The organism is Anaerotardibacter muris (assembly GCF_943192915.1).
Lineage (GTDB): Bacteria > Actinomycetota > Coriobacteriia > Coriobacteriales > Eggerthellaceae > Anaerotardibacter > Anaerotardibacter muris.
Window position 1 is genome coordinate 26,933 of sequence record NZ_CALPCD010000009.1, and the last position, 24,305, is coordinate 51,237.

23 protein-coding genes are annotated in these 24,305 nt (G+C 52.2%); 11 read left to right on the top strand and 12 right to left on the bottom strand.

All coding sequences use genetic code 11. The features are described 5' to 3' along the window. Window positions 1-35 precede the first annotated feature (35 nt). Window positions 36-920 (bottom strand): methionyl aminopeptidase, encoded by an 885-nt coding sequence (locus tag NFR25_RS07115; protein WP_251198557.1) that lies wholly within the window; start codon window positions 918-920, stop codon window positions 36-38. Window positions 921-932: 12 nt separating this feature from the next. Continuing rightward, on the bottom strand, window positions 933-1,535 hold the full coding sequence (gene fic / locus NFR25_RS07120; RefSeq protein ID WP_251198558.1) for a protein adenylyltransferase Fic: 603 nt from the start codon (window positions 1,533-1,535) through the stop codon (window positions 933-935). 167 nt (window positions 1,536-1,702) lie between these two features. On the opposite strand from fic, the gene NFR25_RS07125 reads away from it, so the two are divergent. The 3 genes from NFR25_RS07125 to NFR25_RS07135 are packed head-to-tail and all read left to right on the top strand — an operon-like array spanning window position 1,703 to window position 4,467. Further along, on the top strand, window positions 1,703-2,200 hold the full coding sequence (locus NFR25_RS07125; protein WP_251198559.1) for a DUF6680 family protein: 498 nt from the start codon (window positions 1,703-1,705) through the stop codon (window positions 2,198-2,200). A 29-nt stretch (window positions 2,201-2,229) separates the two neighbouring features. After that, the gene (locus tag NFR25_RS07130) at window positions 2,230-3,339 is read left to right on the top strand and encodes an adenine-specific methyltransferase EcoRI family protein (protein ID WP_251198560.1); all 1,110 of its coding nucleotides are present in this window, start codon (window positions 2,230-2,232) and stop codon (window positions 3,337-3,339) included. Between the two features lie 3 nt (window positions 3,340-3,342). Continuing rightward, on the top strand, window positions 3,343-4,467 hold the full coding sequence (locus NFR25_RS07135; RefSeq protein WP_251198561.1) for a GmrSD restriction endonuclease domain-containing protein: 1,125 nt from the start codon (window positions 3,343-3,345) through the stop codon (window positions 4,465-4,467). 40 nt (window positions 4,468-4,507) lie between these two features. On the opposite strand, the gene NFR25_RS07140 is transcribed toward NFR25_RS07135, so the two are convergent. Beyond that, complete coding sequence (locus NFR25_RS07140) at window positions 4,508-5,995, bottom strand: AlbA family DNA-binding domain-containing protein (RefSeq protein ID WP_251198562.1); 1,488 nt, start codon at window positions 5,993-5,995, stop codon at window positions 4,508-4,510. Between the two features lie 34 nt (window positions 5,996-6,029). Beyond that, a complete protein-coding gene (locus NFR25_RS07145) occupies window positions 6,030-7,202 on the bottom strand; it encodes an ATP-binding protein (RefSeq protein ID WP_251198563.1) in 1,173 nt (390 codons plus the stop codon). A gap of 371 nt (window positions 7,203-7,573) precedes the next feature. On the opposite strand from NFR25_RS07145, the gene NFR25_RS07150 reads away from it, so the two are divergent. The 5 genes from NFR25_RS07150 (at window position 7,574) to NFR25_RS07165 (ending at window position 12,451) form a co-directional block, all read left to right on the top strand. Then, entirely contained in the window at window positions 7,574-8,254 is a 681-nt protein-coding gene (locus NFR25_RS07150; RefSeq protein ID WP_251198564.1) for a response regulator transcription factor, read from the top strand. After that, window positions 8,254-9,378: a sensor histidine kinase gene (locus NFR25_RS07155; RefSeq protein WP_251198603.1), complete on the top strand. Its 1,125-nt coding sequence runs from the start codon at window positions 8,254-8,256 to the stop codon at window positions 9,376-9,378. The genes NFR25_RS07150 and NFR25_RS07155 overlap by 1 nt, the downstream gene beginning before the upstream one ends. 86 nt (window positions 9,379-9,464) lie before the next feature. Continuing rightward, entirely contained in the window at window positions 9,465-9,590 is a 126-nt protein-coding gene (locus NFR25_RS07420; RefSeq protein WP_275556949.1) for a hypothetical protein, read from the top strand. 4 nt (window positions 9,591-9,594) lie between these two features. After that, on the top strand, window positions 9,595-10,413 hold the full coding sequence (locus tag NFR25_RS07160; protein ID WP_251198565.1) for an ABC transporter ATP-binding protein: 819 nt from the start codon (window positions 9,595-9,597) through the stop codon (window positions 10,411-10,413). Further along, a complete protein-coding gene (locus NFR25_RS07165; RefSeq protein ID WP_251198566.1) occupies window positions 10,403-12,451 on the top strand; it encodes an FtsX-like permease family protein in 2,049 nt (682 codons plus the stop codon). The genes NFR25_RS07160 and NFR25_RS07165 overlap by 11 nt, the downstream gene beginning before the upstream one ends. Window positions 12,452-12,624: 173 nt before the next feature. Here the strand turns inward: NFR25_RS07165 and NFR25_RS07170 are convergent, their stop codons facing one another. From NFR25_RS07170 to NFR25_RS07180, 3 genes are all read right to left on the bottom strand, one after another. Continuing rightward, window positions 12,625-14,082 carry an alanine/glycine:cation symporter family protein gene (locus NFR25_RS07170; RefSeq protein WP_251198567.1) on the bottom strand — a complete coding sequence of 486 codons (1,458 nt, stop codon included), beginning with the start codon at window positions 14,080-14,082 and terminating at the stop codon, window positions 12,625-12,627. 145 nt (window positions 14,083-14,227) lie between these two features. Further along, complete coding sequence (locus NFR25_RS07175) at window positions 14,228-15,517, bottom strand: dicarboxylate/amino acid:cation symporter (RefSeq protein WP_251198568.1); 1,290 nt, start codon at window positions 15,515-15,517, stop codon at window positions 14,228-14,230. A 237-nt stretch (window positions 15,518-15,754) separates the two neighbouring features. Then, window positions 15,755-16,186, bottom strand: a complete 432-nt coding sequence (locus tag NFR25_RS07180) for an RrF2 family transcriptional regulator (RefSeq protein WP_251198569.1) — start codon at window positions 16,184-16,186, stop codon at window positions 15,755-15,757. A 194-nt stretch (window positions 16,187-16,380) separates the two neighbouring features. Here NFR25_RS07180 and NFR25_RS07185 point away from each other — a divergent pair, with 194 nt between their 5' ends. After that, a complete protein-coding gene (locus NFR25_RS07185) occupies window positions 16,381-17,331 on the top strand; it encodes a gamma-glutamyl-gamma-aminobutyrate hydrolase family protein (RefSeq protein WP_251198570.1) in 951 nt (316 codons plus the stop codon). 136 nt (window positions 17,332-17,467) lie between these two features. Next, a complete protein-coding gene (gene cysK, locus NFR25_RS07190; protein WP_251198571.1) occupies window positions 17,468-18,397 on the top strand; it encodes a cysteine synthase A in 930 nt (309 codons plus the stop codon). 92 nt (window positions 18,398-18,489) lie between these two features. On the opposite strand, the gene NFR25_RS07195 is transcribed toward cysK, so the two are convergent. The 5 genes from NFR25_RS07195 to NFR25_RS07215 all read right to left on the bottom strand — a co-directional run bounded on the left by NFR25_RS07195 (window position 18,490) and on the right by NFR25_RS07215 (window position 23,636). Further along, window positions 18,490-18,990: a pyridoxamine 5'-phosphate oxidase family protein gene (locus NFR25_RS07195; RefSeq protein WP_251198572.1), complete on the bottom strand. Its 501-nt coding sequence runs from the start codon at window positions 18,988-18,990 to the stop codon at window positions 18,490-18,492. Window positions 18,991-19,033: 43 nt separating this feature from the next. Continuing rightward, the gene (locus NFR25_RS07200; protein WP_251198573.1) at window positions 19,034-19,636 is read right to left on the bottom strand and encodes an LOG family protein; all 603 of its coding nucleotides are present in this window, start codon (window positions 19,634-19,636) and stop codon (window positions 19,034-19,036) included. Continuing rightward, window positions 19,633-22,290, bottom strand: coding sequence for a tetratricopeptide repeat protein (locus tag NFR25_RS07205; protein ID WP_251198574.1), 2,658 nt, complete (start codon window positions 22,288-22,290; stop codon window positions 19,633-19,635). Before NFR25_RS07205 ends, NFR25_RS07200 begins: the two co-directional genes overlap by 4 nt. Before the next feature lie 120 nt (window positions 22,291-22,410). Further along, window positions 22,411-22,878 (bottom strand): type II TA system antitoxin MqsA family protein, encoded by a 468-nt coding sequence (locus tag NFR25_RS07210; protein WP_251198575.1) that lies wholly within the window; start codon window positions 22,876-22,878, stop codon window positions 22,411-22,413. Between the two features lie 434 nt (window positions 22,879-23,312). Next, window positions 23,313-23,636, bottom strand: a complete 324-nt coding sequence (locus NFR25_RS07215) for a TfoX/Sxy family protein (protein ID WP_251198576.1) — start codon at window positions 23,634-23,636, stop codon at window positions 23,313-23,315. A gap of 178 nt (window positions 23,637-23,814) precedes the next feature. Between NFR25_RS07215 and NFR25_RS07220 the strand changes: the two genes are divergently transcribed. Continuing rightward, window positions 23,815-24,183, top strand: a complete 369-nt coding sequence (locus NFR25_RS07220; RefSeq protein WP_251198577.1) for a GntR family transcriptional regulator — start codon at window positions 23,815-23,817, stop codon at window positions 24,181-24,183. The last annotated feature ends 122 nt before the right edge of the window (window positions 24,184-24,305 follow it).

A 24,305-nucleotide genomic window follows, 5' to 3' on the forward strand; every position in this document is an offset into this window, starting at 1 on the left:
TTTGTTAGGTATGATTCGCCAGGTTGTTTAACCAGCTACCAAGAAAGCAGCTCGTATCCGTCCTCGGTCACAACAACCTGAATCTCCCACTGCGCCGAATCCGATCCATCGGCCGTGCGCACGGTCCATCCATTCGGGTCGGTCATGTCGATGTCCGCGCCACCTGCGTTGATCATCGGCTCGATGGTGAACATCATGCCCGGCGCCAGCACCACGCCGGTGTTCGGCTCGGTCACATGGCTGACGAACGGATCTTCGTGGAAGTCCCAGCCAATGCCGTGGCCACCGAATTCACGCACCACCGAAAAGCCGTTGGCTTCGGCGTGCGCCTTTACGGCCGCACCCACATCGCCCAAGCGACCCCACGGTTTCACCTGTTCAAGACCCTTCAGCATCGCTTCGCGGGTAACCTCGACCAGCTTCTTGCGTTCGTCTGAAACCTCGCCGATGCAGAACATGCGCGACGAATCCGAGAAGTAGCCATCAACGATGGTCGAGCAGTCCACGTTCACTATATCGCCCTCTTTCAGGATGTCGTCTTCAGAAGGCATGCCGTGACAAACCACTTCGTTGATGGATGTGCACACGCTGAACGGATAGCCCTGAAAGTCCAGGTCAGCAGGAATTCCGCCATGCGATTCGGTGTATTCGTTCACCCAGTCATTGATCTGCGCGGTCGAAACGCCCGGCCCAATACGCTCGCCAATATAGTCGAGCAACCCCGTGTTCACCGCCGCGCTCTTGCGTACCGCTTCGATGTCGTCAGCGTTCTTCAGCATCGCGCGCGCTGGGACCTCGAGACCCTGCTCATAGAAGCTTTGCAGCTGGTTGTCGATCGAAAGATGACACTTCTTATATTTCTTCCCACTGCCACACCAGCAGGGATCATTGCGCTCCGGTTGCGGTTGATTGTCGTACATAAATCCTCGGCTCTAATCTAGCTCTTTAGTTTTGAAAGTATTGTAACCCTCAAAAGCAAAACTGGCATCGATGCCGTCCATGTAAACATCGCGGTCATCGATCTTGCCTGTTAGCGATTCTTTAAGAAGACAGCTAATCTCAACTTCGCTTATTGGGCTATGTTCCATCGCATGAAGATAGTCATCCTTACTCACCCTATCACAATCAACAACAAGCCCAAGTTCTGCTTTGAGTATCTGATCGAGCCACAAACGCATACTGCGACCGTTGCCTTCGCGGAAGGGGTGAACGATATTCATTTCAACGTACTTCTTGATGATCTCATCAAACGTCGACTGCGACAGAGCTTCAACTTCAGATACAGACTCTTCAAGATAAAGAGCAGAGGCGAATCTGAAATCACCTTTCGAAATATCTTCTGTACGCATCTTCCCTGCAAAGTCGTAGATGTCTTCGAAAAGCTTTTCATGAATATGCGCGAGGCTTGAGAACGACCCTGGTTCACCTTTATCAATCTCACCAGTATCGAACAGCTCGAGTGCCTTGCACTTCGAGATACGCTCCTCTTTATGAGCGAACTTACCAGAGTCGATTGCTGTGAGTATATTGGGCAAGTTGATTGTGTTTTGGCTGTAGCTTATGAGCGCAAATTCCTTCAGACTAAACAGGGCTAGTCAGCTCATTTTATCAAAGTGCTGACTAGGAGTTATAGAAAGAGAATCCTTGCTGTGCCTGCTACAATATGACCAGCGAAATTAACATATCCAAGATTGGTGAAAACATGATTGAGATAATAAATATAATTGCAATCGTTTTAGGCCCTATTGCTGCCGTATTAATTACGCGATATGTTCAGGTGAGATCTGAGCGGCGCAAAGAAAAGAGTGAGATATTTCGTACTCTAATGACCTATCGAGGTCAGGGTTGGTCAAATTACGAATGTGTAAACTGTCTTAATATGATTGAAGTTGTGTTTTATGACAACCAAGACGTAGTAGATAAATGGAAAGATCTTTTCGAGAAATACTGCAAAGATCAGCTCGACCAATCTGATCAGTTGAAAATTGCTACAGCTCAACATAAGCTTTTAGAGGCAATGGCTAAATGTCTAGGCTATTCCGATCATATTGACTGGGACACAATCCAACATTCTTATGTTCCGCAGTGGCTATCAAACAACAACCTTAAACAGCAAGAACTTTTTGATGCTCAGCTTGCCATCGCAAAGTCTATAGAGTGCTCAGCTGGTCAGAAGCTGCAAAGAACCGATATGCAATAAAGCGAACAAAATGGGGTAGGAGCTAAAACATGGCAGAAGATAGAGATTTAGCGTCCGCAAAAAAGCAAAAAAAAGACGAGTTTTATACGCAACTCTCTGACATTGAAAAGGAAATGCGATATTACAAGAAGCATTTCAGGGGCAAGACCGTTTTCCTCAATTGCGATGATCCATTTGAGAGTAAATTTTTCGAGTATTTTGTAAAGAAGTTTAATTCGTTTGGTCTAAAGAAGCTTATAGCTACCTGTTATGCAGGTTCGCCTATCATGGGAGACCAGCTTTCCTTGTTTGACATAAATCCAGAAACCACTCCTGGAACGCCGTACAAGGCAGTGGTCACCAAGGTTTACGACAAAACCGGCGATGGTTATATTGACATGCTTGACATTAAAGAGCTTTTCAAGTCAGGCGAAAATGAGTTAACGGAACTTGAGGGAAATGGCGATTATCGTTCAACTGAGTGCATCGAGCTTCTTAAGGAAGCAGATATCGTGGTCACGAATCCACCGTTCTCGAAATTCAGAGATTATGTTGCTTTGCTCATGGAATATGGCAAGGATTTCATCATTATCGGAAATATGAACGCTGTTGCATACAAGGAAGTATTTCCATTGATTAAAGACAACAAAGTATGGCTTGGCGCAAGTATTCACTCGGGAGATAGGGCATTCTATGTTCCTGATGATTATCCGCTTGAGGCGGCAGGATGCGGAATAGATGAGGAGACTGGTAGAAAGTTTATTCGTGTTAAAGGGGTTAGGTGGTTTACAACACTTGACCATAGGCAAAGGCACGAAGGTCTAGACTTGTACAAGAGATATGACCCTGAGTTGTATCCTAGATATGACAATTTTGATGCAATTAATGTTGATGTTACGAGGGAGATTCCTTGTGACTATGATGGCTTGATGGGTGTCCCCATTACGTTTATAGACAAGTATTCACCTGACCAGTTTGAAATTATTGGTTTAGCTATAACAGATCTTGGAAAATCAATTGGTGTTGGAGATTATGACAGGAAATACAAGACTCCAGCTTCTCGTGATGGCACAGTCTATTATGTGAAAGACGGAAAGGGCGTTGTTCCGTATGCTAGAGTCATTATCAAGAACAAACACCCAGAAGAGCCGAGGAAATAAATAATGGAAATTACGTTAAGAGAAGTTCCCATCAGAGAGGTTTACGAGGGTTATATTAACGATGGCGAAACCGAGATGGGTGTCACTGGCTACGATGACGAACTGTGCATTCGCCCGCGCTATCAGCGCAACTATGTATACAAAGACAATCAGCGTGATGAGGTTATCAGAACCGTTAAGAACGGATATCCACTCTCAATCTTTTACTGGGTTGACTTAGGTGAAGACCGCGAAGACCAGGATTCACCGCGCTTTGAAGTTCTTGACGGTCAACAGCGAACCATTTCGATTTGTGACTATATAGAAGGAGACTTCTCCGTTGACGGTCATTTTTTCGAATCTCTGCCTAGTGATATTAGAGACAAGATTCTTGATTATAAGTTGCTAGTCTATGTTTGTGTTGGCGATGATAGCGAAAAACTAAAGTGGTTTGAAACCATCAATATCGCAGGTGAGCCACTCACCGCACAAGAGCTTCGTAATGCAATTTACAGCGGCACGTGGGTATCTGACGCAAAGAAACATTTCTCTAAGTCAAATGGTGCTGCGGTTGGTCTTGCTAGCGACTACATGAAGGGAGAGGCCAATCGTCAGGACTACATGGAAACGGCTATCAAATGGCACATGGACGTAACTGGCGACGACACTATCGAAGAATACATGTCTGCTCGAAAGAACTATCATAATGCGCAAGAGCTATGGAGCTACTTCAGGAGCGCAATTGAGTGGGCTGAAGCAACATTCCCGAAGTATCGTTCTCAGATGAAGGGTCTTCCCTGGGGTCTGTATTACAATGCTCACCATGAGCGCACAGACCTAGATCCACAAGTGCTCGAAGAGCGCATATCCGAGCTTATGGCTGACCCTGATGTGACAAACAAAAAAGGTATTTACGAATATGTTTTGACGGACAATGAGAAAGCATTAAGTATTCGTGCGTTTGATGATAGAACTAAGCGCGAGAAATACGAAGAACAGAAGGGCATCTGTCCGTATTGCAAGGAACATTTCGAGTTTAACGAAATGCATGGTGACCATATCATTCCTTGGAGCAAGGGCGGGAAGACCGTTCCTGACAATTGTCAAATGGTTTGCATAGAGTGCAACTTGAAAAAAAGCAATAACTAAGCTCGACAAGAAAGCGCTTAATAAAACATAATCTATGCTTTTATTCCGGACAGTTCAGATGGCTTTCAAGGAAACGAGAGACTTGTCCTGTTTCGTCTATTCCCCAATACCAATTTCCATATTGGTGTGCTTGTTGCGTTCCTTCGTTCCAGAATGTTTGAAAAGCTACAGCAAATTGTTCGTCTGAACAGTCTGGCAGTAACTTCCTCCTATTTATGCTGCTATTTCCCAACAACGCACGAATTGCGGCCCCAAGACGAGTTTCTTTGAAAAAGGCACAAGACGGGTAGGCTCCGCCATGACCCTCGCCTACAGCATTGATGCAGATACAAAAAAGCATGTCAAATTGGCATAGAGAGTCTAGAATCCGATTGCTTACGGATTCCGAAGCAATTGTGTTATTTGCTCCTGGTGCGATATCGGGCTTGAGAGAATTCTTTGTTTTTATGATCTGGTTTGCGCGTGAGATCATCAGTCCGCTTTCTTCTTGTCGAAATAGCTCGTTTCTTGAAGCCTGAACCTGACAGTCTCTTAGCCACGAGGCATAGGCGTAGCTACCTCTTTGATTGCCTGGTCTGTTTACTAAAGACAGGATCCAATCCCATTTCCTCATTCGTACCATCATTGCGCCAATAGCGTATGCCATTGCAGCAAGCTCAAGCTTCATTTCCGCGGCAGTTTTGCCCACGGTATCTATTGCCAAATAGTGTTCGTATAAAGTTTCTATAACGCGTTCGCAAAGACTCTTCTCATCGTACATAACAGCAAATACGCCAACAGCTGTAAGCGTAGAAAGGGAATTATCTTCTGTATTGAGCAAGCCATCGAGCTTGGAAACAAAGGCGTTTAACTTTCGGAAATCAGACGCTTCGCAGCAACGACTAAGTGACTCGCATAAAGCATCGTCTTCCATGCCTACAAATAATGGAGGGGTTTGACCTTGCACGGTAAGAGCATCGCTAATTCGATCGATCAAGACATCAATATGTTCACGTTCATTGTCGCGAATGTTCTGTTCGTATTTCTTTAAAACCTTGCCCCACTGAGAGTATCTGATGATACCGTTCGAAGCCCCGTCTCTTATGACAATGTCTCCGCGTCGAAAAACTAGTGGCTGGCTGTTGTCGTATTGTCCTTCTTTTTCGAACGGTATTGGCAATCCGTCAGGTAAAGTCATTACGCAAATCAGGCAATACGTGTTACCGTTCAAGATATGAATTTGTGAAGTCACTTCAATAGGAGCTTCGACATACTTACGGACTTTATCTGTTAGTTTGCTACCGTCGAATTGATCCCAGTCTGTTCCTTGGCTTCGGTCGGAAGGTTGTCCGTCGTTTTTAACACCAATAATTAAATAGCCACCAGGATAGTGGTTGTGCATTGCGACGATATCTTTTACGAGGTCAAGTTCATCTTTCTTTTTGCTAAGATCAAGTGTTTCTTTAAAATCAAGTTCAGTACACTCGCAGCCGTGAGCTAAAAGCTCGAGTAATTTTTCTTCATTTGTTCGGCCGTCAACTATGATCAACGTTTCTATCCCTTCTAGTTTCTGCCTAGTAAGATTATCTTTTCATTAGCCAGTCTCTTGCGGATGTCACTTTGCATGTGTTTGTTTCAAAACTCGATTCGACTCGGGCTACAACATATCTATCTTTTGGTTCGATGCCGATTTCGTTACATACGGTATTGAGATGTCTCGTGTATTTGTCGTGATAGGTGCGAGAGGATTTTATTTCGATGGCTTGCTTGTTTTGCGGGTCCGTGAAATCTAGTAGGTCTATCTCGCGCTTGGTGTCGTCGCGATAAAAGTAAAGCTCAGGGTTTTCGTTTGCATTTAGGTGCCGTTTCAAGGTTTCCGCAATAATAAGATTCTCGAAGACTGCACCAAAGAACGGGCTTTCAACTAGCTGAGACACCGTTGTTATATTCAAGAGGTAGCAAAGCAATCCCGTATCATAGAAATACAATTTCGGAGTCTTGGTCAGACGTTTCTTTGTGTTTGCATGGTAGGGCTGCAGCGAAAAGATCAGATAGCTCGTTTCAAGAATAGAAAGCCAATTCCTGATCGTAGGAACGGATACGCCTGTGTCTCGTGCCAGAGAGGCAGCGTTGAATAATCCTCCTGTATTCTGGGCGCAAATGGTTAGCAGCTTGTGAAACGCCGTCTTTCCGCGCACGTCGAGCAATTCAGCAACATCGCGTTCGACATAAGTCTGTACATACCCTCGAAAATACGCGGAAGGCGGAATGTTAGCATCGTGTAGTCGAGGATAGCCCCCAACAAGGGTGAACTTATCTACATCAATTGCCTGTTCGTTCTCGTTTTGAAGTTCGCGAAATGATAGAGGAAGAAGAGTAAGAAGGCCTACGCGTCCGGCTAGCGATTGTCCAATACTCTTCATCATCAGGAAGTTCTGCGAACCTGTTAATACATATTGACCAGGCTCTCCTCGTTCATCTGAAACAACCTGAATCATTGAAAAGAGATCCGGCGCATATTGTGCCTCATCGATGATTAACTTCGAAGCTCGGTTTCGAATGAAACTGACAGGGTCTTCGATCGCTGCTCTCCGGATTTGTGGGTCCTCGAGGTTCACATATTCATAATCTGGAAACGCTTCCCTAGATAACGTTGATTTGCCGCTTTGTCTTGGACCGCTCAACGACACAACTGGGAACCATGTTGCCGTTTCTTTGAGAGAGGGCTCAAGAGATCTCTGTATGAGCTTAGTCATTAGGCCTCCCGATGCGTGGTGTAGGACGTGTATTTTCCATAATCGACAAGTAGAGTTTACCATAATCGTAAAGTAGAAACATCCACAATCGTAAAGTAGAAGTTTCCATAATCGTAAAGTAGCGAATAAAATCGATCACATTTCTTCGTCGAATTGAATGATGTGGCGGGGATGCTCTGGAAGCGTGGCGAAGATACTTGCGGTCCGCTTTAAGACCTACGCATCACTTTCAAGCTGCGCCTATACCTACATTTATGCCGCGGTTCGCGCTTTCAACCCGCTTACATGTTTGTAACCTTGGGTGGGGTTGTTCACAGGGGCAGGGCGCGCGTTTAGAATGGAGGCAGGGAAAAATCAAGCGGGGAGCTGCCATGCCTGATCTGTCTATCTATATCGTTGAGGATGACGTCACGCTGCGCGATGAGCTGGCGAACCTGCTCGAGCTCAACGGCTATAACATGCAGGTCTGCAACGACTTCGCCACGGCCGCGCAAACCGCCATAGAGGGCGACTTCGCCTGCGTGCTGCTCGACCTTACGCTTCCCGGCACCAACGGCCACTCCATCTGTCGCGAGATTCGCAAAGCAAGCGAAGTTCCTATCATCGTGCTCACTTCAGCAGGCGATGAATTTCACGAAGTCATGTCGCTTAACCTGGGCGCGAACGACTTCGTGCTGAAACCCTACCGCCCAGCTGCGCTCTTAGCGCGCATGGCTGCGCTCATTCAGCGCAATGGCCAGCAACTTGCGCAAACCAGCACCATCGAGCACGAAGGGGTCACGGTTGACCTGAACGCATGCACCGTGGCCTACCAGGGCAAAGAAGCCCAGCTCACCCGCAACGAACAGCGCATCCTCACGCTGCTGATGCGCAACGCCGGTGCCATCGTGTCGCGCCAAGAGATCATGTGCGACCTGTGGGAATCGGATGCATTCATCGACGACAACACGCTTACCGTGAACATCAATCGCCTGCGCAAAACGCTCGCGCAGATCGGCGTGCCTGAAGACTATTTGCAAACACGTCGCTCGCTGGGATACGTGATCGAGTGATGCAAGACACCCCGCGCTATTCGTTCGGCACATTCCTAAAGGACCGGGCGCTCTTCCTGGCGGCCGTCGTGTTGCTGCTCGCATTCCTGACCGTGGTGCTTTCGGTGCTCACGGTATCGCTTGGCGGTATCATTGTTGTAGACCTGGTGGTGGCAGTAGGTGCGTTCGTCTATCTGGCCTTGGAATACGCGCGCGACGCATCGTTTTGGCGTACGTTTTCAGAATCGGCCGATGGGCTCGAAAAGAGCGCATACTTCATCGACCTGGTGGAAGACCCGCGCAGCCTGCAAAGCAAGATCGCCTATCAAATGACGGTCGCTATTGCGAACGCCGATGCCGCAGAGCTTTCCGCGCTCCGTGAAACGCTGCGCGCGAATTCTGAATATATCGAGCTGTGGGTGCATGAAGCGAAGACCCCGCTGGCTGCTGCGAAGCTCGTTACCAAGCGCATGCAGGGCCAAGACGCCCTGGTGCTGCGTCGTGAACTCGAACGCATGGGCGACCTGGTGGAACAGGCGCTCTTTTCCGCGCGTATGGAAACGCTCGATCGTGACTACCTCATCCGTGATGTGAACCTGGCCGACATCGCCAAGGAAGCGTGCAAGTCTCACATGCACTACCTCACCTCGCTCGACATCGCGCTCGACTTCCGCATTGACCCCGACCTGAAGGTGTTCGCCGACAAGATATGGCTCGAATTCATCATCACGCAGATCGTCATCAACGCGGCGAAATACGACGCGAAGACCATCACGTTCACCGCCACACCGCCCGCACAAGAATCGTCGCAAGCCTCCACCGTGCTCGAGATCCGCGACAACGGCTGCGGCATTCCTGCCAGCGATGTTCCGCGCGTGTTCGACCGTGGCTTCACAGGTGAGGTCGGCCGCGCGCACGGTTCGGCAACAGGTATGGGGCTCTATCTGGTGGCGCGCATGTGTACGAGCATGGGACTTTCTCTTATGATAGCCAGCGAAGAAGGTGTGGGTACGCGCGTGCAGATCGGCTTCCCGCACGACCGTCGTCGCATGCGCCTAGCCGAAAACAGCGATTCCATCCCGCGCCAAAACCAGCATTCTACCTCGCAAAACGATCCAGCAATACCCAATCTTACAAATGCGTAAGCGCACTGTAAGTTAAATCGATGGCAGCCTTCATCACAAGAGCGCAAGATAGCAGTATTGGCTCACTATCGATGAAAGGAACCATCATGAAAGCACTCGGCATTCTGAAAGGAGCGTGCACGGTCGTGGGTGCGGCAACGCTTGCCACCTCGGCACTCATGGTCGCGCTTCACACGTTCACCTCGCTCGAATTGCCCCGTATAGAAAGGTAGCGTCATGGCTGAAACATTCGCAATCCCACCCCAACAGGCCGGCGTTGCCTCGGCGAATTCCGCACTGCTCAGCGTGGAGCATGTCGAAAAGGTCTTCGGCGGACGCGGCAACCTTACCCATGCGCTCGATGGCGTGAGCCTGAACATCGCGCAGGGCGAATTCATCGCCATCATGGGTCCGTCGGGCTCGGGCAAGACCACGCTGCTGAACTGCATCTCCACCATCGATCGCCCTTCGAACGGACGCATCTTGGTGAAGGGTCAGGACATCACGAAGCTGTCGAATCGTTCGCTGGCGAAGTTTCGTCGCGAGGAACTGGGCTTCATCTTCCAGGACTCGAACCTGCTCGACACGCTGACTGGCTTCGAGAATATCGCGCTCGCGCTTACCATCAAGGGTGAACGCGCGTCGCAAATTCCCGAGCGCGTGAAAGAGATCGCGCATAAACTCGGCGTTGAACAGTCGATGAACAAATATCCCAGCCAGATGTCGGGTGGCCAGCGTCAGCGCGTGGCTGCGGCGCGCGCTATCGTGTGCGATCCATCGCTGATCTTGGCCGACGAACCAACGGGCGCGCTCGATTCTCATAACGCCACGGTCATGCTCGAAACGCTCGAAGGCATGAACCAGAACATGGGCGCGACGATCCTCATGGTCACGCACGATGCGTATGCCGCATCGTTCACTAGCCGCGTGCTGTTCCTTTCCGACGGCCGCATCTTCAACGAGGTGCATCGCGGCACGCTTTCCCGTGAGGAATACTTCACGCGCATCATGGAGGTCGTCACCTTCCTGGGAGGGGAGGCGCGCCATGCTGGGTAAACTCGCACTGCGCAACATACGCCGTTCGGTGCGCGATTACGCGATCTATTTCGTTACATTGCTGATCGCCATTACGGTGTTCTATGCGTTCAATTCTGTGTCTGACCAGCAGGTCATGCACGACATCACCGAATCGAACCGTGCGAATATCGTCGAATTCACCGGTTACATGATGGGCGTGTTCTCGACCGTGGTCGCGCTGGTCCTAGGCTTTTTGGTGATCTATGCGAACTCGCTGCTCATTCGCCGTCGCAAGCGTGAATTCGGCATGTATTTCACGCTGGGTATGAAGGCTGGGCAAGTATCGCGCATCATCTTGTATGAAACGGTGCTGGTTGGCTTCGTGTCGCTGGTGCTGGGTCTTGGTCTGGGCATTCTGGTCTCGCAGTTGCTCTCATTCGTGACCGCGTGGCTCTTCGGCATTCCGATGCCCAACTATCAGTTCGAATTCTCGATGAACGCTTTCATCATGACGTTGATATGCTTCCTGGCCATCTATGTGGTGGTAGCGCTGTTCAACGTGTTCTCGATCCGCCGCTGCAAGTTGATCGACTTGATCAATGCCGACGCGCGCAATCAGAAGGTGGCCATCCGCAATCCGTGGGTGTGCTTGTTCCTGTTCGCTGCATCTATTGCCATTCTGGCGGTTGCCTATTGGCAGCTGGATGTGAATGGCATGGTGATGATGTTCGACGACCATTTCATGATCGCCACGGTGCTGATGTTAGTGGGAACGCTGCTGCTGTTCTTTTCGCTTTCGGGTTTCCTGATCGCCATCGTAACGCGCCTGCGCAGCTTCTACCTGCGCAAACTGCGTCCGTTCACCACGCGTCAGGTGGCATCCAAGGTGAATACATCGTTCGCTTCGATGTGGATCGTAAGCGTGCTGCTGTTCTTCGCCATCACCACGTTCGCAACGGGCATGGCGTTGTGCGAGGCATTCACGGGCAAGATTCAGGAAGCGAATCCATACGACGCAACACTCATTTCGTATCAGAGCTATTCAGATACTGAGACCGAAGAAGACGGTCGTGCAGCATTCGACATCCGCGACACCGAGGAATACTTGCGCACGCACGTTCCTGACTGGGATGAGCTTGTTGCGGATTCGGGGCGTCTGGATTACTACATCCTGCCCGAGATGTACTTCGGAGAAGTGACAGCCGCCACCGGGGCGACCATCAACAGCAATGCGAGCGTTGAGTACGTCAATGTTGAAGTGGTCGGTCTTTCGCAGTTCAACAAGCAGTTGGAGATGCAAGGCAAAGAGCCGGTCGAGCTGGGCGAAGATCAATATTTGGTTACGAATTCGATGGAAGTTTCGGAACCCGTTGCAAAAGCGATGGCGGAGCAAGGCTACCAACTTGAAACACCCGCTGGTAAGCTTACGCCGTTGCCCGAGGTGCTGAATGTTCAGCTGGGCGACTTCGACATCTTGAGCAACTCGGCTACGTGCGTGGTGCCCGACAGCGTGCTGCCAGAATTGGAGGCGCTGGATGCTCGTTCGAGTGCGTTCCTCAATGTGGTCTATCGTTCAGATGAGACCGAAGAGGTGTTCATGGATCGCATCATCGATTCGGAGCTTGCGGGTGTGACCAATGTGTTGACGCGCGCACAGATGGTCGGTCAGGCCATGGGCTTGCGTATGGTCATCACGTACCTGGCGCTTTACATTGGTTTGGTGCTGCTGGTGGCAACTGCAGCGGTGTTGGCTATCCAGCTGCTCTCGCTCACCATCGACTCGCTTTCGCGCTATCGCATGCTCTCGCGTCTTGGTTGCGATATGCGCATGCTGGGCCGCTCGCTGTTCGCGCAGGTGGTGCTGTATTTCATCTTCCCGTTGGCGGTGGCGGTTTGCCATTCGGCGTGGGCGATATGGGTCATTTCGCGGTCGTTATTCGAAGTGCTTGCGACCGACTTGCTCCCGTCGATCGCAATGTCAGCCGGCTTCGTGCTGCTGATCTACGGCGGCTATCTGCTCATCACCTACTTCGCCTCGCGCGCAACGGTGACCCAAGGCTTGAAGGAAACCGCTTAAAAAAAAGGGGGGGGGACAGGTCCCAAAGTGTCCTGGACAGTTTGGGGACAGGCCAGATCAAAAAGCCCTCGCTCGGTTGGAGCTGAGGGCTTTTGTTTTGTTAGCTTGCTTGAGGCAGCGGGGTATTCTCTGGTAGCGGGACAGTTTTGTCCCCGTCCCTCTTTAGGCTCTCTTTAGGCTTGCCAGTTCGGTCTATCAGCGTTGGAGTCGGTGCCTTCAGCATGCTCCTTCTCGAGCTTGCCTTCGATCTTACCCCACGACTTGCCAGCGGTCTTCGCGCATGCAGCCACGCCGCCGCCAAGCGCGATAAGGCCGATAACGTTGGGCAGGACCATCAGCTGGTTGAACATGTCTGCCAGCTCCCAGACCAGGTCATTCGACAGCAGCGAGCCCATGAAGATGAACACCAGCGCGATGATGGTGAACACCGGCACTGCCTTCTTGCCGAAGAGGTATTCCACGTTGATCTTCGCGAACAGATTCCAGCTGATGATGGTGGAGAACGCGAAGAACAGCAAGCAAACAGCCACGAACACATTGCCGCCTGTGGTGCCGAATACCGTGCCGAACGCGAGCTGCGCCATGTTGGTCTTGTCGATGCCTTCGTACATGCCCTGGGCCAATGCCCCATCACCTGTGTAAAGGATGCTGATAACCACCAGCGCGGTGATGGTAACAACAACGAATGTATCGACGAACACGCCGATGAGCGCTACCGTGCCCTGTTCATGCGGATTCTTCACGTTCGCCTGTGCGTGAGCGTGTGGGGTAGAGCCCATGCCAGCTTCGTTGGAGAACAAGCCGCGCTTGGCACCCTGGGCCAGCGCCGCGATGATGCCGAAGGTCACGCCGCCAACTTCAGCTTGTGGGTTGAAGGCGCACGAGAAGATGAGCGCGAACGCTTCACCTGTAGCTGGCAGGTTGCTGAACAGCACGATCAGGCCTGCTACCAAATAAACGATAGCCATGATCGGTACGATCTTCTCGGTGACCACGGCCAAGCGACCAACGCCGCCAAGGAACACGTAGCCAGCGATCAACACCACGCCCAGGCCCCAGACCCAAGCTGGGATGCCGAAGGCGGTCTCGCACGTAGAAGCGATGGAGTTCGACTGCACCATGCAGCCCATGAAGCCCAGCGCCAAGATGATGGCCACCGCGAAGAAGCCAGCCAAGAAAGTACCGAACTTGCCGCGGAATGCGGTCTTGATGTAATAGACTGGACCGCCGTGTACGATGCCGTCGGGGTCGACCAAGCGTGTCTTCTGCGCCAGCACCGCCTCGGCGTAATTCGTAGCCATGCCCAAGAAGGCGATGAGCCACATCCAGAAGATGGCGCCAGGACCGCCGATAAGGATCGCGCCGCACGCACCCACGATGTTGCCCGTACCTACCTGAGCCGCAATAGCGGTGGTCAGCGCCTGGAACGAGCTCATGCCGCTCTTCTCTTTCTTGCCGAACAGTGAAAATCCGCCGAATACACGCTTCCAGCCTTCGCCAAAGCAGCGGATCTGTACGAATCGCGTGCGAATGGTGAAGTAAAGACCTGCGCCAATGAGCAGGATGATCAACACGTAATTCGACAGGTACGAATTGATGGTCACAACAATGTCGAGCAATGCGTCTTCCATGGATAACATCTCCGTGTGCGGCTGCCAGGGGAGGGCGTCGCGTGTTCCGTATTTGTACAACAGACGCTATTTTAGTGAACTTGAGGCGTGTGCCGCGGAAGTTTAGGTACTTTGCTCAAATAAAGTGCTCGGCGGATTAAGCAGACTATGTTGTTTGGGGGTTGTCTTGCTTGAACACTTCGCGGTCGAGCGTTTTGGTAGCACTGGCCATGCACATGGTAACCACGGCGTCACCCGTTACGTTCACCGCAGTTCTGCCCATATCCAGGATGCGGTCCACGCCCATGATCATTGCGATACCTTCGGCAGGCAGACCCACTGATTCGAACACCATCGCAAGCATGATGGTTCCTACACCAGGCACGCCCGCAGTTCCGATCGACGCGGTCACTGCGGTTATCACCACGGTCATCAGCGCTGCAACCGAAAGGTCGATACCGAACGCTTGAGCCACGAAGATGACGGCCACGCCTTGCATGATGGCAGTGCCATCCATGTTGATGGTGGCGCCCAGCGGGATGGTGAACGATGCAACCTTTTCGTCAACGCCACATTTGCGCTCAAGGGTCTCCATGTTCAGAGGGATGGTAGCGTTCGATGAACTGGTGGAGAATGCAAACAGCATCACAGGCAGGATCTTCTTCAAAAAGCGCAACGGATTGAGCCTGGTGAACAGCACGAACAAGAGCATGTATACCACCAAAAGCTGCAGGAATAGTCCGCCATAAACGGTCAGGATGAATTTCGCCATGGGCAGCATGCCCGAGAAGCCAAGGTTGGCGAACGTGCGCGTGATCAGGCAGAAGATGCCGATCGGCGCCACCTTCAGTACAAGGTTGATCATGCGCATCATCACTGCATTGAACTGCGTGAAGAAGCGGCTCACCGTTTCCACCTTGCGGCCCATCGCACCGAGCACGAAGCCAAGGATGAGCGCGAAGAAGATGATCTGCAACATGATCCCATCGTTCATGGCTGCGATGATGTTGGTGGGGATGATGTTGATGAGCGTGTCAGCCATGGTCTGGTCGGTAGTGGAAGTGGACACATTGCCCATCACCACGGCAGAAAGATCAAGCCCAACACCAGGCTGCACCACCTGGGCCAGACCAAGCGCGATGAGTACTGCAAGTGCGGTAGTGCACAGGTACATGAGGATGGTGCCGATTCCCACTTTGCCCAGCAGTTTCGGGTCCGACATGGAAGCCGCGCCGCAAACGATCGAGCAGAATACCAGCGGTATGACGAGCATCTGCATCAGGCGGATGAACCATTGCCCTAGCACGTAGAACACACCTTCGGTCACATAGGCGTCGAACGTGGAACCTTCAGGCGCAACGAACGAAAGCACAAGACCGACCACCACGCCTGCGATGAGCGAGATCAAGATCCACGTGGTCAGCGAGATTTTCTTGTGGGTACGTTTTTCGTCCATACCCTTAGTATATTGGTTTTCTGGGGACGGAGGCGAAACTGTCCCGGCCGCTTTATTCGCTTTGGGGACGGACCCTCAGGTGCGTATTCGCGCAGGGCGCCCCAGCATGCCCTGGTGGCCAGGTGGCTAGGTGGCTAGGTGGCTAGGACACGTTCGTTCTTACCATCGTTGGAGGTTGCGGTTGGGGACTGGAGTGGGCTGATGGGAATGGATCAGGAGCGTGTTTTTGCCTACGGATCAGATCACGTAGTCGTTGCCAGCAAGGTCGGGAATGGCCAGTTCAGCGATGGTCCTCGAGTCAAGGTAATGATCGACTGCTTGTTCGAGACCGCTCCAAAATCGAGCGGTGCGGCAGCTTGAGAGGCGGTCGCAAAATTCACCGTCCGCTTCGCAACAAGGGGCTGAGGCAACTTCACCTTCAACGGCGCGGATCACGTCTCCTGCTGTGATCTCGCTTGCGGGCTTGGCCAGCTGGTAGCCGCCATTCTTGCCGCGAACGCTCGTGAGCACACCTGCCAAGACCAGCGGTTTTACGATGGCTTCGAGATACTTGTCTGAAATGCCCTGTCGCTGCGCAACCGAACGCAGTGAAACGCGACCCGCAAGTGAATTTTCTGCGATATCGACTACCGCTCGAAGCGCATAGCGACCTTTTGTTGAGACGAGCACGTGCTCTCCTTATTCCCTCTAAATTGGTAGGATTATTGTAATACAGCTTTCTGCAGGACAAAGCAGCGTGGGGGCTGAAGGCTGAAACTCTATTTCATTTCCACGGCCTGCTGGCCCCCTCATGACAAAAGCGTCTGCGCGCTATAATCGCATCATGCCCTGTAGAGCTTCAGTGACAACGCCCGAGGAAGAAGATGAACAGCCAAACCAGCAACAGCACCTATCAAGAGATGAAGCTTCGCCCGCTGATCGGCATCATCCCCACTTATTTTTCCGAGCAGGCGGTCATCCAGTTGCCCGAGCGCTATGCCCTGGCGGTTGCTGCGGCTGGTGGGTCACCCGTGGTGCTGCCGTTTTCTTCGGATGTTTCAGTCTATGAGGCCATCCTTCCGCATCTCGATGGCTTCGTGCTTTCGGGTGGACAAGACATAAGCCCGGTTCGCTACGGGGGAGACCTTGATTTCAACAAGCTGTCTGCCGACCTTACGCCCAACCGCGAAGAGCTGGAATATTTGGTCTTGAGCTTTGCGCGGCAATACGATGTTCCAGTGCTGGGAATCTGCCGCGGGATGCAGATGCTCAACGTTTCGTTCGGCGGCACGCTCTATCAAGATGTGGACGAGCAGCACCCTGCTTATGCACAGAGCGAACCAGCAAAGCCTGATCGCAACACTGAGGCTGAAGATGAAGCGCCGAGCAATTCAGGTCGCGAATTCGAGTCGACCCATTGGCAGACCGAGGATTATCACGTGCCTTCCCACGAGGTTTCCATCGTGGAAGGAAGCCAGCTGGCCTCAGTGCTCAATCGGGCGCGCGTGGCGGTAAACTCCATGCATCATCAGGCCGTAAAGGATCTGGGCGAAGGCCTTCAGGCATGTGCTTTTGCTGACGATGGGATCATCGAGGCCATCGAAGCCACCGATCATTCCTTCATGATGGGGGTGCAGTGGCATCCTGAATTCTTCGCAGGTGAAGGGCCCATGGGGCCTCTTTTTACCGAATTCGTGAAGAAAGCAAAGCAGGTCCGCACTCAACAATCTCGCTGCGGAGAAAGCCTGCGCATCCAACGCGTAGAAGGTGACGAGCGTTTCCCGAAGATCCTATTCGACGAGGTCAATGAATCCTTGACCAGCTCTTGTCTCTAGCAGATATCTCTTACAGGGATCAACAGGTGTCTCTACCAGAGATCAATCGACCAAATCTGGCTTGACACAACCTCTGTGTGGGTTATAATCCTATTAACCTATCGAAATACTAGGAATTAATAAAAGGATGGATGTCATGACAGTCTACGAATCCGTTGACCAGTTGGTCGGTCACACGCCGCTCTTCGAACTGAAGCATATTGAAGAGGCGCATGATGCTCCTGCGCGCATCATCGGCAAGCTGGAGTATTTCAATCCCGCTGGGTCAGTGAAGGATCGCGTGGCCAAGGCCATGATCGATGGCGCAGAGGCTGCGGGCTTGCTGAAGCCAGGAGCTACCATCATCGAGCCTACCTCGGGAAACACGGGAATTGGCCTAGCGTCCATCGGCGCATCACGTGGCTACAAGGTGATCCTTACCATGCCTGAGACCATGAGCGTCGAGCGTCGCAACCTCATCAAAGCTTACGGTGCCGAGATCGTGTTGACCGACGGCGCGAAGGGCATGAAGGGCGCCATCGAGAAAGCTAACGAGCTGGCGGCTGCAACGCCGGGCAGTTTCATTCCTGGCCAGTTCATCAACCCTGACAATCCTGCCATCCATAAGGCAACCACCGGTCCTGAGATCTGGGAAGCGACCGATGGCAAAGTGGACATCTTGGTCGCGGGCGTGGGTACGGGCGGCACCATCACGGGTGCTGGTCAGTACTTGAAGGAGCAGAACCCCAACGTGAAGCTGGTGGCAGTGGAGCCCGCGGATTCACCCGTGCTTTCTGAAGGGCGTTCGGGTTCGCATAAGATCCAAGGCATCGGTGCAGGTTTTGTACCTGATGTGCTCGATACGTCGCTCTACGATGAAGTGATCACGGTTGCGAATGAAGATGCGTTCGCAATGGGTCGCGAGATCGGTCACAAGGAAGGCATCCTGGTGGGTATTTCCTCGGGCGCTGCAACATGGGCAGCGCTTGAACTGGCAAAACGCCCCGAAAACAAGGGCAAGAACATCGTAGTGATCATGCCCGATACGGGTGAGCGCTATCTTTCTACGCCTATGTTCGCAGAATAGACAACTTTCGCAAGAGAGCAAGTCGCTCGCTTGGTGGAATTCCTCTTCCAGCTCTTCTGACTTCTGCCTACTTCGTACTCGCGAAGCAGGCGTTACATCAGGTCGGGCGACTTCTTGCTCGTTAAGCGATCGATCCGCAGCTCGAGCACCGCGCACCGTGGACCGTCCTTTTCGATTTCGTCCAAGATGAGATCGTGTTCGTTTGGGTCGAACTTCTTGCTCAATTTGTAGAGGGCTTCCGCTTTGGAAGCCTCTTCTAGTATGGCCACCTGCCCGAATGCGATTACGCTTTCATAGGTGGTTGCGAATTTCTGCGGGCGATAAGCGTGTTTGCCAACTACGCAGAAGCTTGCTTTTGGAGCGCGCGCAATAGCATCTAACTTGTGACCAACGAGCGCGCAATGAAAGTAGATCGCGCCCAGTTCAGCTGTGCCGTCCAGTCCGCCTTCGATGTACACGTGATTCATTGGTACGGTATAGGGATAGCCATCTTCACCATGTAAAGCCAAGATGCCGTAATCAGTCTTGCGCAATAGCGCAACAGCTTCATCGCGAGTCATCTCTTGCCTGTGGCGCCTCATCTTCGGAAACATGGCCAATCCTTCTGTTGTGAAAATATGATCGTCGAGACCTTCTCTACCCGAACAGGAGCATCTCCTGTTTTTCGGGGACGATGGGATGGCCGTCGAAATTACGGTCGGGTTCCCACGCTGCAAGGCTTTCGATCAGTTCATCGGCCGTGGCGGGGAACTGGTAGGCATCTTTGTCCCAGTTTTCGATGAAGTCATGCTGATGCATGTTCTCGATCAGCTGTGCGAGCGGCTGGTAAAACCCATCGATGTCCAGGCAGAAGCACGGGCCCGCTGACATATGAAGGCGTATGCGTGACATGATCTCGGAAATTTCCTCGAGCGTGCCAACGCCTCCTGGCATGGCCACGAAAATATCGCCCAACTCGATCATCTTCGCCTTACGTTCGCCCATGGTCTCGACAATATGAAGCTCGGTAAGATCGTGCTGTTCAACGCCTGCATCGATGAAGAACTGTGGCTCAACGCCGTAAACTTCGCCACCATGATCGAGCACTGTGCGCGAGATAAGGCCCATGAGCCCCACAGAGCTGCCGCCATAAACAAGAGAGTTTCCCGATTCGCCGATCCACGTGCCCAATTTCACGGCCGCTTCAGCGTATTTCGGATTGTTGCCTGGATTCGATCCACAATAAACCACGATATTCATACCACTAATGATACTTCAAATCGATGTTCGATACCGCTTCCCTCCAGCGAAAAGATGATGTTCATGAGTGCATCGTCGTTTTGATAGAAGAACGCAAGCAGCAGCAGGCTGTGGGCCACGTCGAACAGCCCTTCATCAAGGGCAGCAACGGCTGCCGCACGAATAGCGTTGGCTAACGCTTCGGAAGGAGCAAGTGGTATCTGATGCATTTCAAGATGCGCATCGAGGTCTTCGCTCATAGGGAAGGGCAGCCCAGTTTCTTCCTGTAGCTCACGAATGCTACGAATGCAGGTCTCGGCCACGGCGGGTGAGGTCTCGAGCGCTTTCAGATAGCTAACGAGTGCTGCTTCAGGGTTGTTCATGCTCCACAACACATCACACAAACCTTGGTAAGCCGCAGCAAGATCGTTCGGTGGCGTGAGGCAGATGAGGGCGCCCTCCAGCGTTTCTTTTGCACCAGAAAGATCACCATTCGATGCTTGCGCCTGGGCGAGCACGCGGAAGCTGGGGGCAATGGTGGGAGCTGCTTGGAATGCGCGCTTTGCCACGCGGAGCGCATCTTGTTTTGCGCCGATGCGGTCGAGAAGGGTGGAAAGCTCAAAGTGACAGAGCACATACGAATCTGGGATGAGCCTGGTTTCTTTGCCAGCATCTGCATATGCCGAAGAGTTGGCAGGTGCAGGCATGCGGCCTGCCTTCATAAGGTTGTAGACCAGGCGCGATGCATAAGAATCGAACGCACGAAAGACGGTAGTTTCGTTGTCGGCGTAGGCTTTAGAGCTGTCGATCTCGGCAATAGCAGCGGAGAGTGTTTGAATGGCCTGCTCAACATCGCCCTTTTCGGCAAGTGCTTGTGCAGAGCGGAACGCGCGGGCGCACACATCGTCGCCGAGGAAGCAATTCACGGTGGAATTTTGCTCGTGCGGGTCGATCGTACCCTCAGTAAGAGCGGTCAAGAGCCTGGTGAACGCTTCTTTCATGCGTGGGCTTTCGGCAGCTTCAGGCGCAAGGCTTTCTTGGATCGAGCGTACTGCAGCAACAGCCGCGCTCGTGGTTTCGCTTGCGGCGATATCGTCGGCTAACCGCATAGCAAGTGCGCGCATATCCGTATTGAAATATATTTGGATGCCATCGAGCGTCTGAGTGCCGAGCGCCTTTGCAGCGGTGGGTGAAAGCGGGGCACCAGGCACGAAGATGAGGTTCGGGAGCGAATGATGGATCTGATCGAAGTCGTCCTCTTCGGCTGGTCGTGCATGTTGTGCATAGAGCGCTTCGGGGTTACCCACACGGTTGGCTTTGAACTGGTTAGCTGTTTCGTAGGTTGGGCGGTCGAAGCAGGCATTGAAGAGAGGGGCAGCAGGCTGGTCGCGCTCGAAGGGCGTGGCGCTTACGTGAACTTCAGTGATGCGTGATGAGGCACGAAAAGCGATGTCAGCCAGCAACAAACCCAAGCGCATGGCGTAGAGCTTGGCCGGCTCGGCAGCCCAGTCAGGCGATTGATCAAGGAGCGTGTCCACTAGTTGCGCATCAGGTACGCGCATGTCAAAGGAGACAAGTCCTTTCGACAGATCGACGAAGAAGCGTGCTTCTGCACGGATCGGTAAAGCCATGCGTTCGATACCCGCAGAGATACGAGCACGCGTTTCCCATTCGCCCTCTGGCGTTCCTTCAGGGAATTCGGTCGCCAAGCCGAATTCGATCGTTTGGTCGGCCGCTTTTTCGAAGAGGTAGGCTTCGCAACTGGCAAGCGTGGCAATATCGCCATTTTGTTGGAGCACTTTTAGTAGTGCATCGCTGAGCCAGAACATGTTGAGTGCTGCTTCTACCTCCAGGATGGTATGCAGCGGGATAGTGGGCTCGGGATTCTTTTCTGAAACGTAGAACGTATCGGCATAGCGCGATGTGCGCACCAGCTGTAGCGGTGGCTCGTCGCCTTCAGGCACTTTCAGTTTGGTGATGCCGCTAGCTACGATGCGGTCGCGTAGTTTTGCAACCGCAGGATGCAAGGTGACCAAGGGGTCATCCTTTGCCTGGTCAGCACGGCTGACTATGCGTTTGAGCGCAGTGAGCAGGTCGTTGTTGGCGAGTGTTTGATACACGTCGCTGATGCCGAAAGGCAGACGCGCTGGCCCGAGTGAAGGGCGATAGACGAAGGCGAGATACGCGCGCGTCATCAGGTCATAATAATGTAGACGTTGGCTGTGGCCTTTGAAGTCGTACCAAGAATCTTCGATGGTGTACTTCGCATTTTGGCCTGTGCCACTGCACATATAGTTGGCGCATTTGACCGTTTCACCTTCACGATTGACCGCGAAGATCGCACCTTGGTTTTCGGCATGATCCGATCGAGCGATGAAAAGATCCTGACGCTGAGCAGGAGGCTGCTCGAAGCCGACCTCGGTGGCGAACGCCCGTCCATAAAGATCGACGTAGGCTAGTACGCGTACTTTCTGATCCTCAGGGAATTCGACCACGTAAAAGCCACCCGACGGAGGAGTGGGGATGGCACCCTTGAACCAACCAAAGCGAGCGTTAGCAGGAGGAACGCCTGGTGAAACCTCTGCGACCGCATCTTCCATTACGTCCTTGCGGCACGACCAGATGCGTTCAGCTTTGCCTATGCGATAGATTCCATCTCCTAGGTAATCAGCCACGATGTTCCCTTCCTGGTGCCTGATTCGATGGTACCCAGTCTATCACGGTGGGCGAGCAGATACGGGATCTTGGGATCAATGTGCTTTGGGCAGCAAGAGACCAAGGCAATCTGTAGTCTGCTAAGACTGATCAGCGTGGGATCTTGGAGGCAACGCAACGATGCTACCCTTCTTCTTTTGGGGAGAAAGGCCAGCTCGCTTCATCAGACGGCGCATAGTAGGAGGGTTTTCGATGGCCTCTTGCATCAGCTTGTTCGCAGGAAGCGAAGGGATGCTCGTGCCACTTTCCCAACGGCTACAAGTCGGAAACGATACACCAATGACCCGTTCGAATTCTTTCTGACGAAGTCCATAGCGCGTGCGCAGAGCGCGAATATCTTCTGGCAAGAGCATATCGGTCTTGTCACGATAGGCCTGCTTGAGCTTTTCGGAATAGGACGCCAGTTCATCGGCAGGAATTTCGATCTCGCCACACTGAGGACATCGAAGATGACGAATCCCTTCGATAGAAAGCTGTTCTCCGCGAAATGATGTATCGATCGGCTCGATACTCTCAATGAGTTCGACGTTGCATCGCGTGCAATTCATAGATACCCCTTACGGTTCGAGAGAATAAGGAACGAGCGGGTGAATGCATAGTGGTCCAAGAGCGTTGTTTTGATCGGCGCCCGTATCGTTTTGAGCGATCCGAGATGAAAGATCCCGGGTGTAATTGCGTGCTCTAAGTAATATGAAGAATGTTCGTGCGATGGTTTCTTTAGGGTCTAGGCCACGGTCGATCAACGCGTTCGTATCGTGCAGGGAAATGGTATACGAACTGGACCTAACCATACGGTCAAGCGTGTGTGGACCAATATCTTGCAGGGTCTGTTCGTGCACTGTCGCTCCCTCTCGAATTTAGCATTATGCTAAATGTCAGGCAATCTGCTTCCTTCTATCCTAGCGAGCAGACCTTAGGAATTTTTGAACTATTTCTTGTGTCTCGCTAAAGTAAAACTGAAATTTTTTGTCAGTCGGGCCCTTTATTTTTTCTTGGTCTTGCGGGCGGGAAGTTCGGGATACATTGCTTCGAACAGGTCGCGCATTTGCGTATGATCCTCTACGTTCTCGATCTTGAGCATCATCTTTGCTCCTTCATAAGGCAGCTCGAGCGGCGCGCCAGAGAGCAGCTCTTCGGATGCTTTCGTAACCTTCACCAGCAAGCGGTCGTCGTAGATCCCGCCGACAACCTTGTCGCGAAAATAGACCACGTATTCTCCCATCATCGCACGTGATGAGACGTTTCCATCAGTAGCGATGTTCAGCTGCTCGATAACATAGTTGACGTGCTCTTTTGATGATGCCATCGCATGCTCCTTCGAATCTGCTCTTTGCATTAACTCTATCAGAATGTGGTCTGCATACCATCGGGGCTTGACAGGGTAGAGAGCGCTGGTTATAGTGTACATATAGGGTATATACACTATAAGAGGTCGAACGATGGAGACGTCCAGCGGATCGGCCAGAGAAGAAAAGACGAAAACTTTGGAAATACTGATATCTAACGCGAGCAATAAGCCGATCTATGCCCAGATCGCATCGCAGATCCAGGACGCCATCCTCTCAGGGGAATTGCCCGAAGGCGCACCGCTACCGTCCATTCGGTCGCTTGCGAATGACCTGCACATCAGCGTGATCACCACCAAGCGCGCTTACGCGGATCTTGAAGAAGCTGGTTTCATCGATACGGTCCAGGGCAAAGGGTCGTTCGTTGCGGGTGGTAACAAGGAGCTTCTGCGCGAAGGGCGCCTGAAACGAGTGGAAGAGATCATGGCTCAAGCGGTGGCCGAGGCCGAGGCGGCGAACATCTCGGTAGCGGAACTTCATAGCATCCTCGATGCGCTCTCCGAATGAAGACAGGAGCACTGGTGAATGTTTCCAAGGTGCTTTGGAGCTGGCTTCGAGGCTGCCTTGGATAGCTCTATCACCAGTCACAAACTGTCTGAGCGCATCTCGTGCGCTGACAGCTCGCGCGA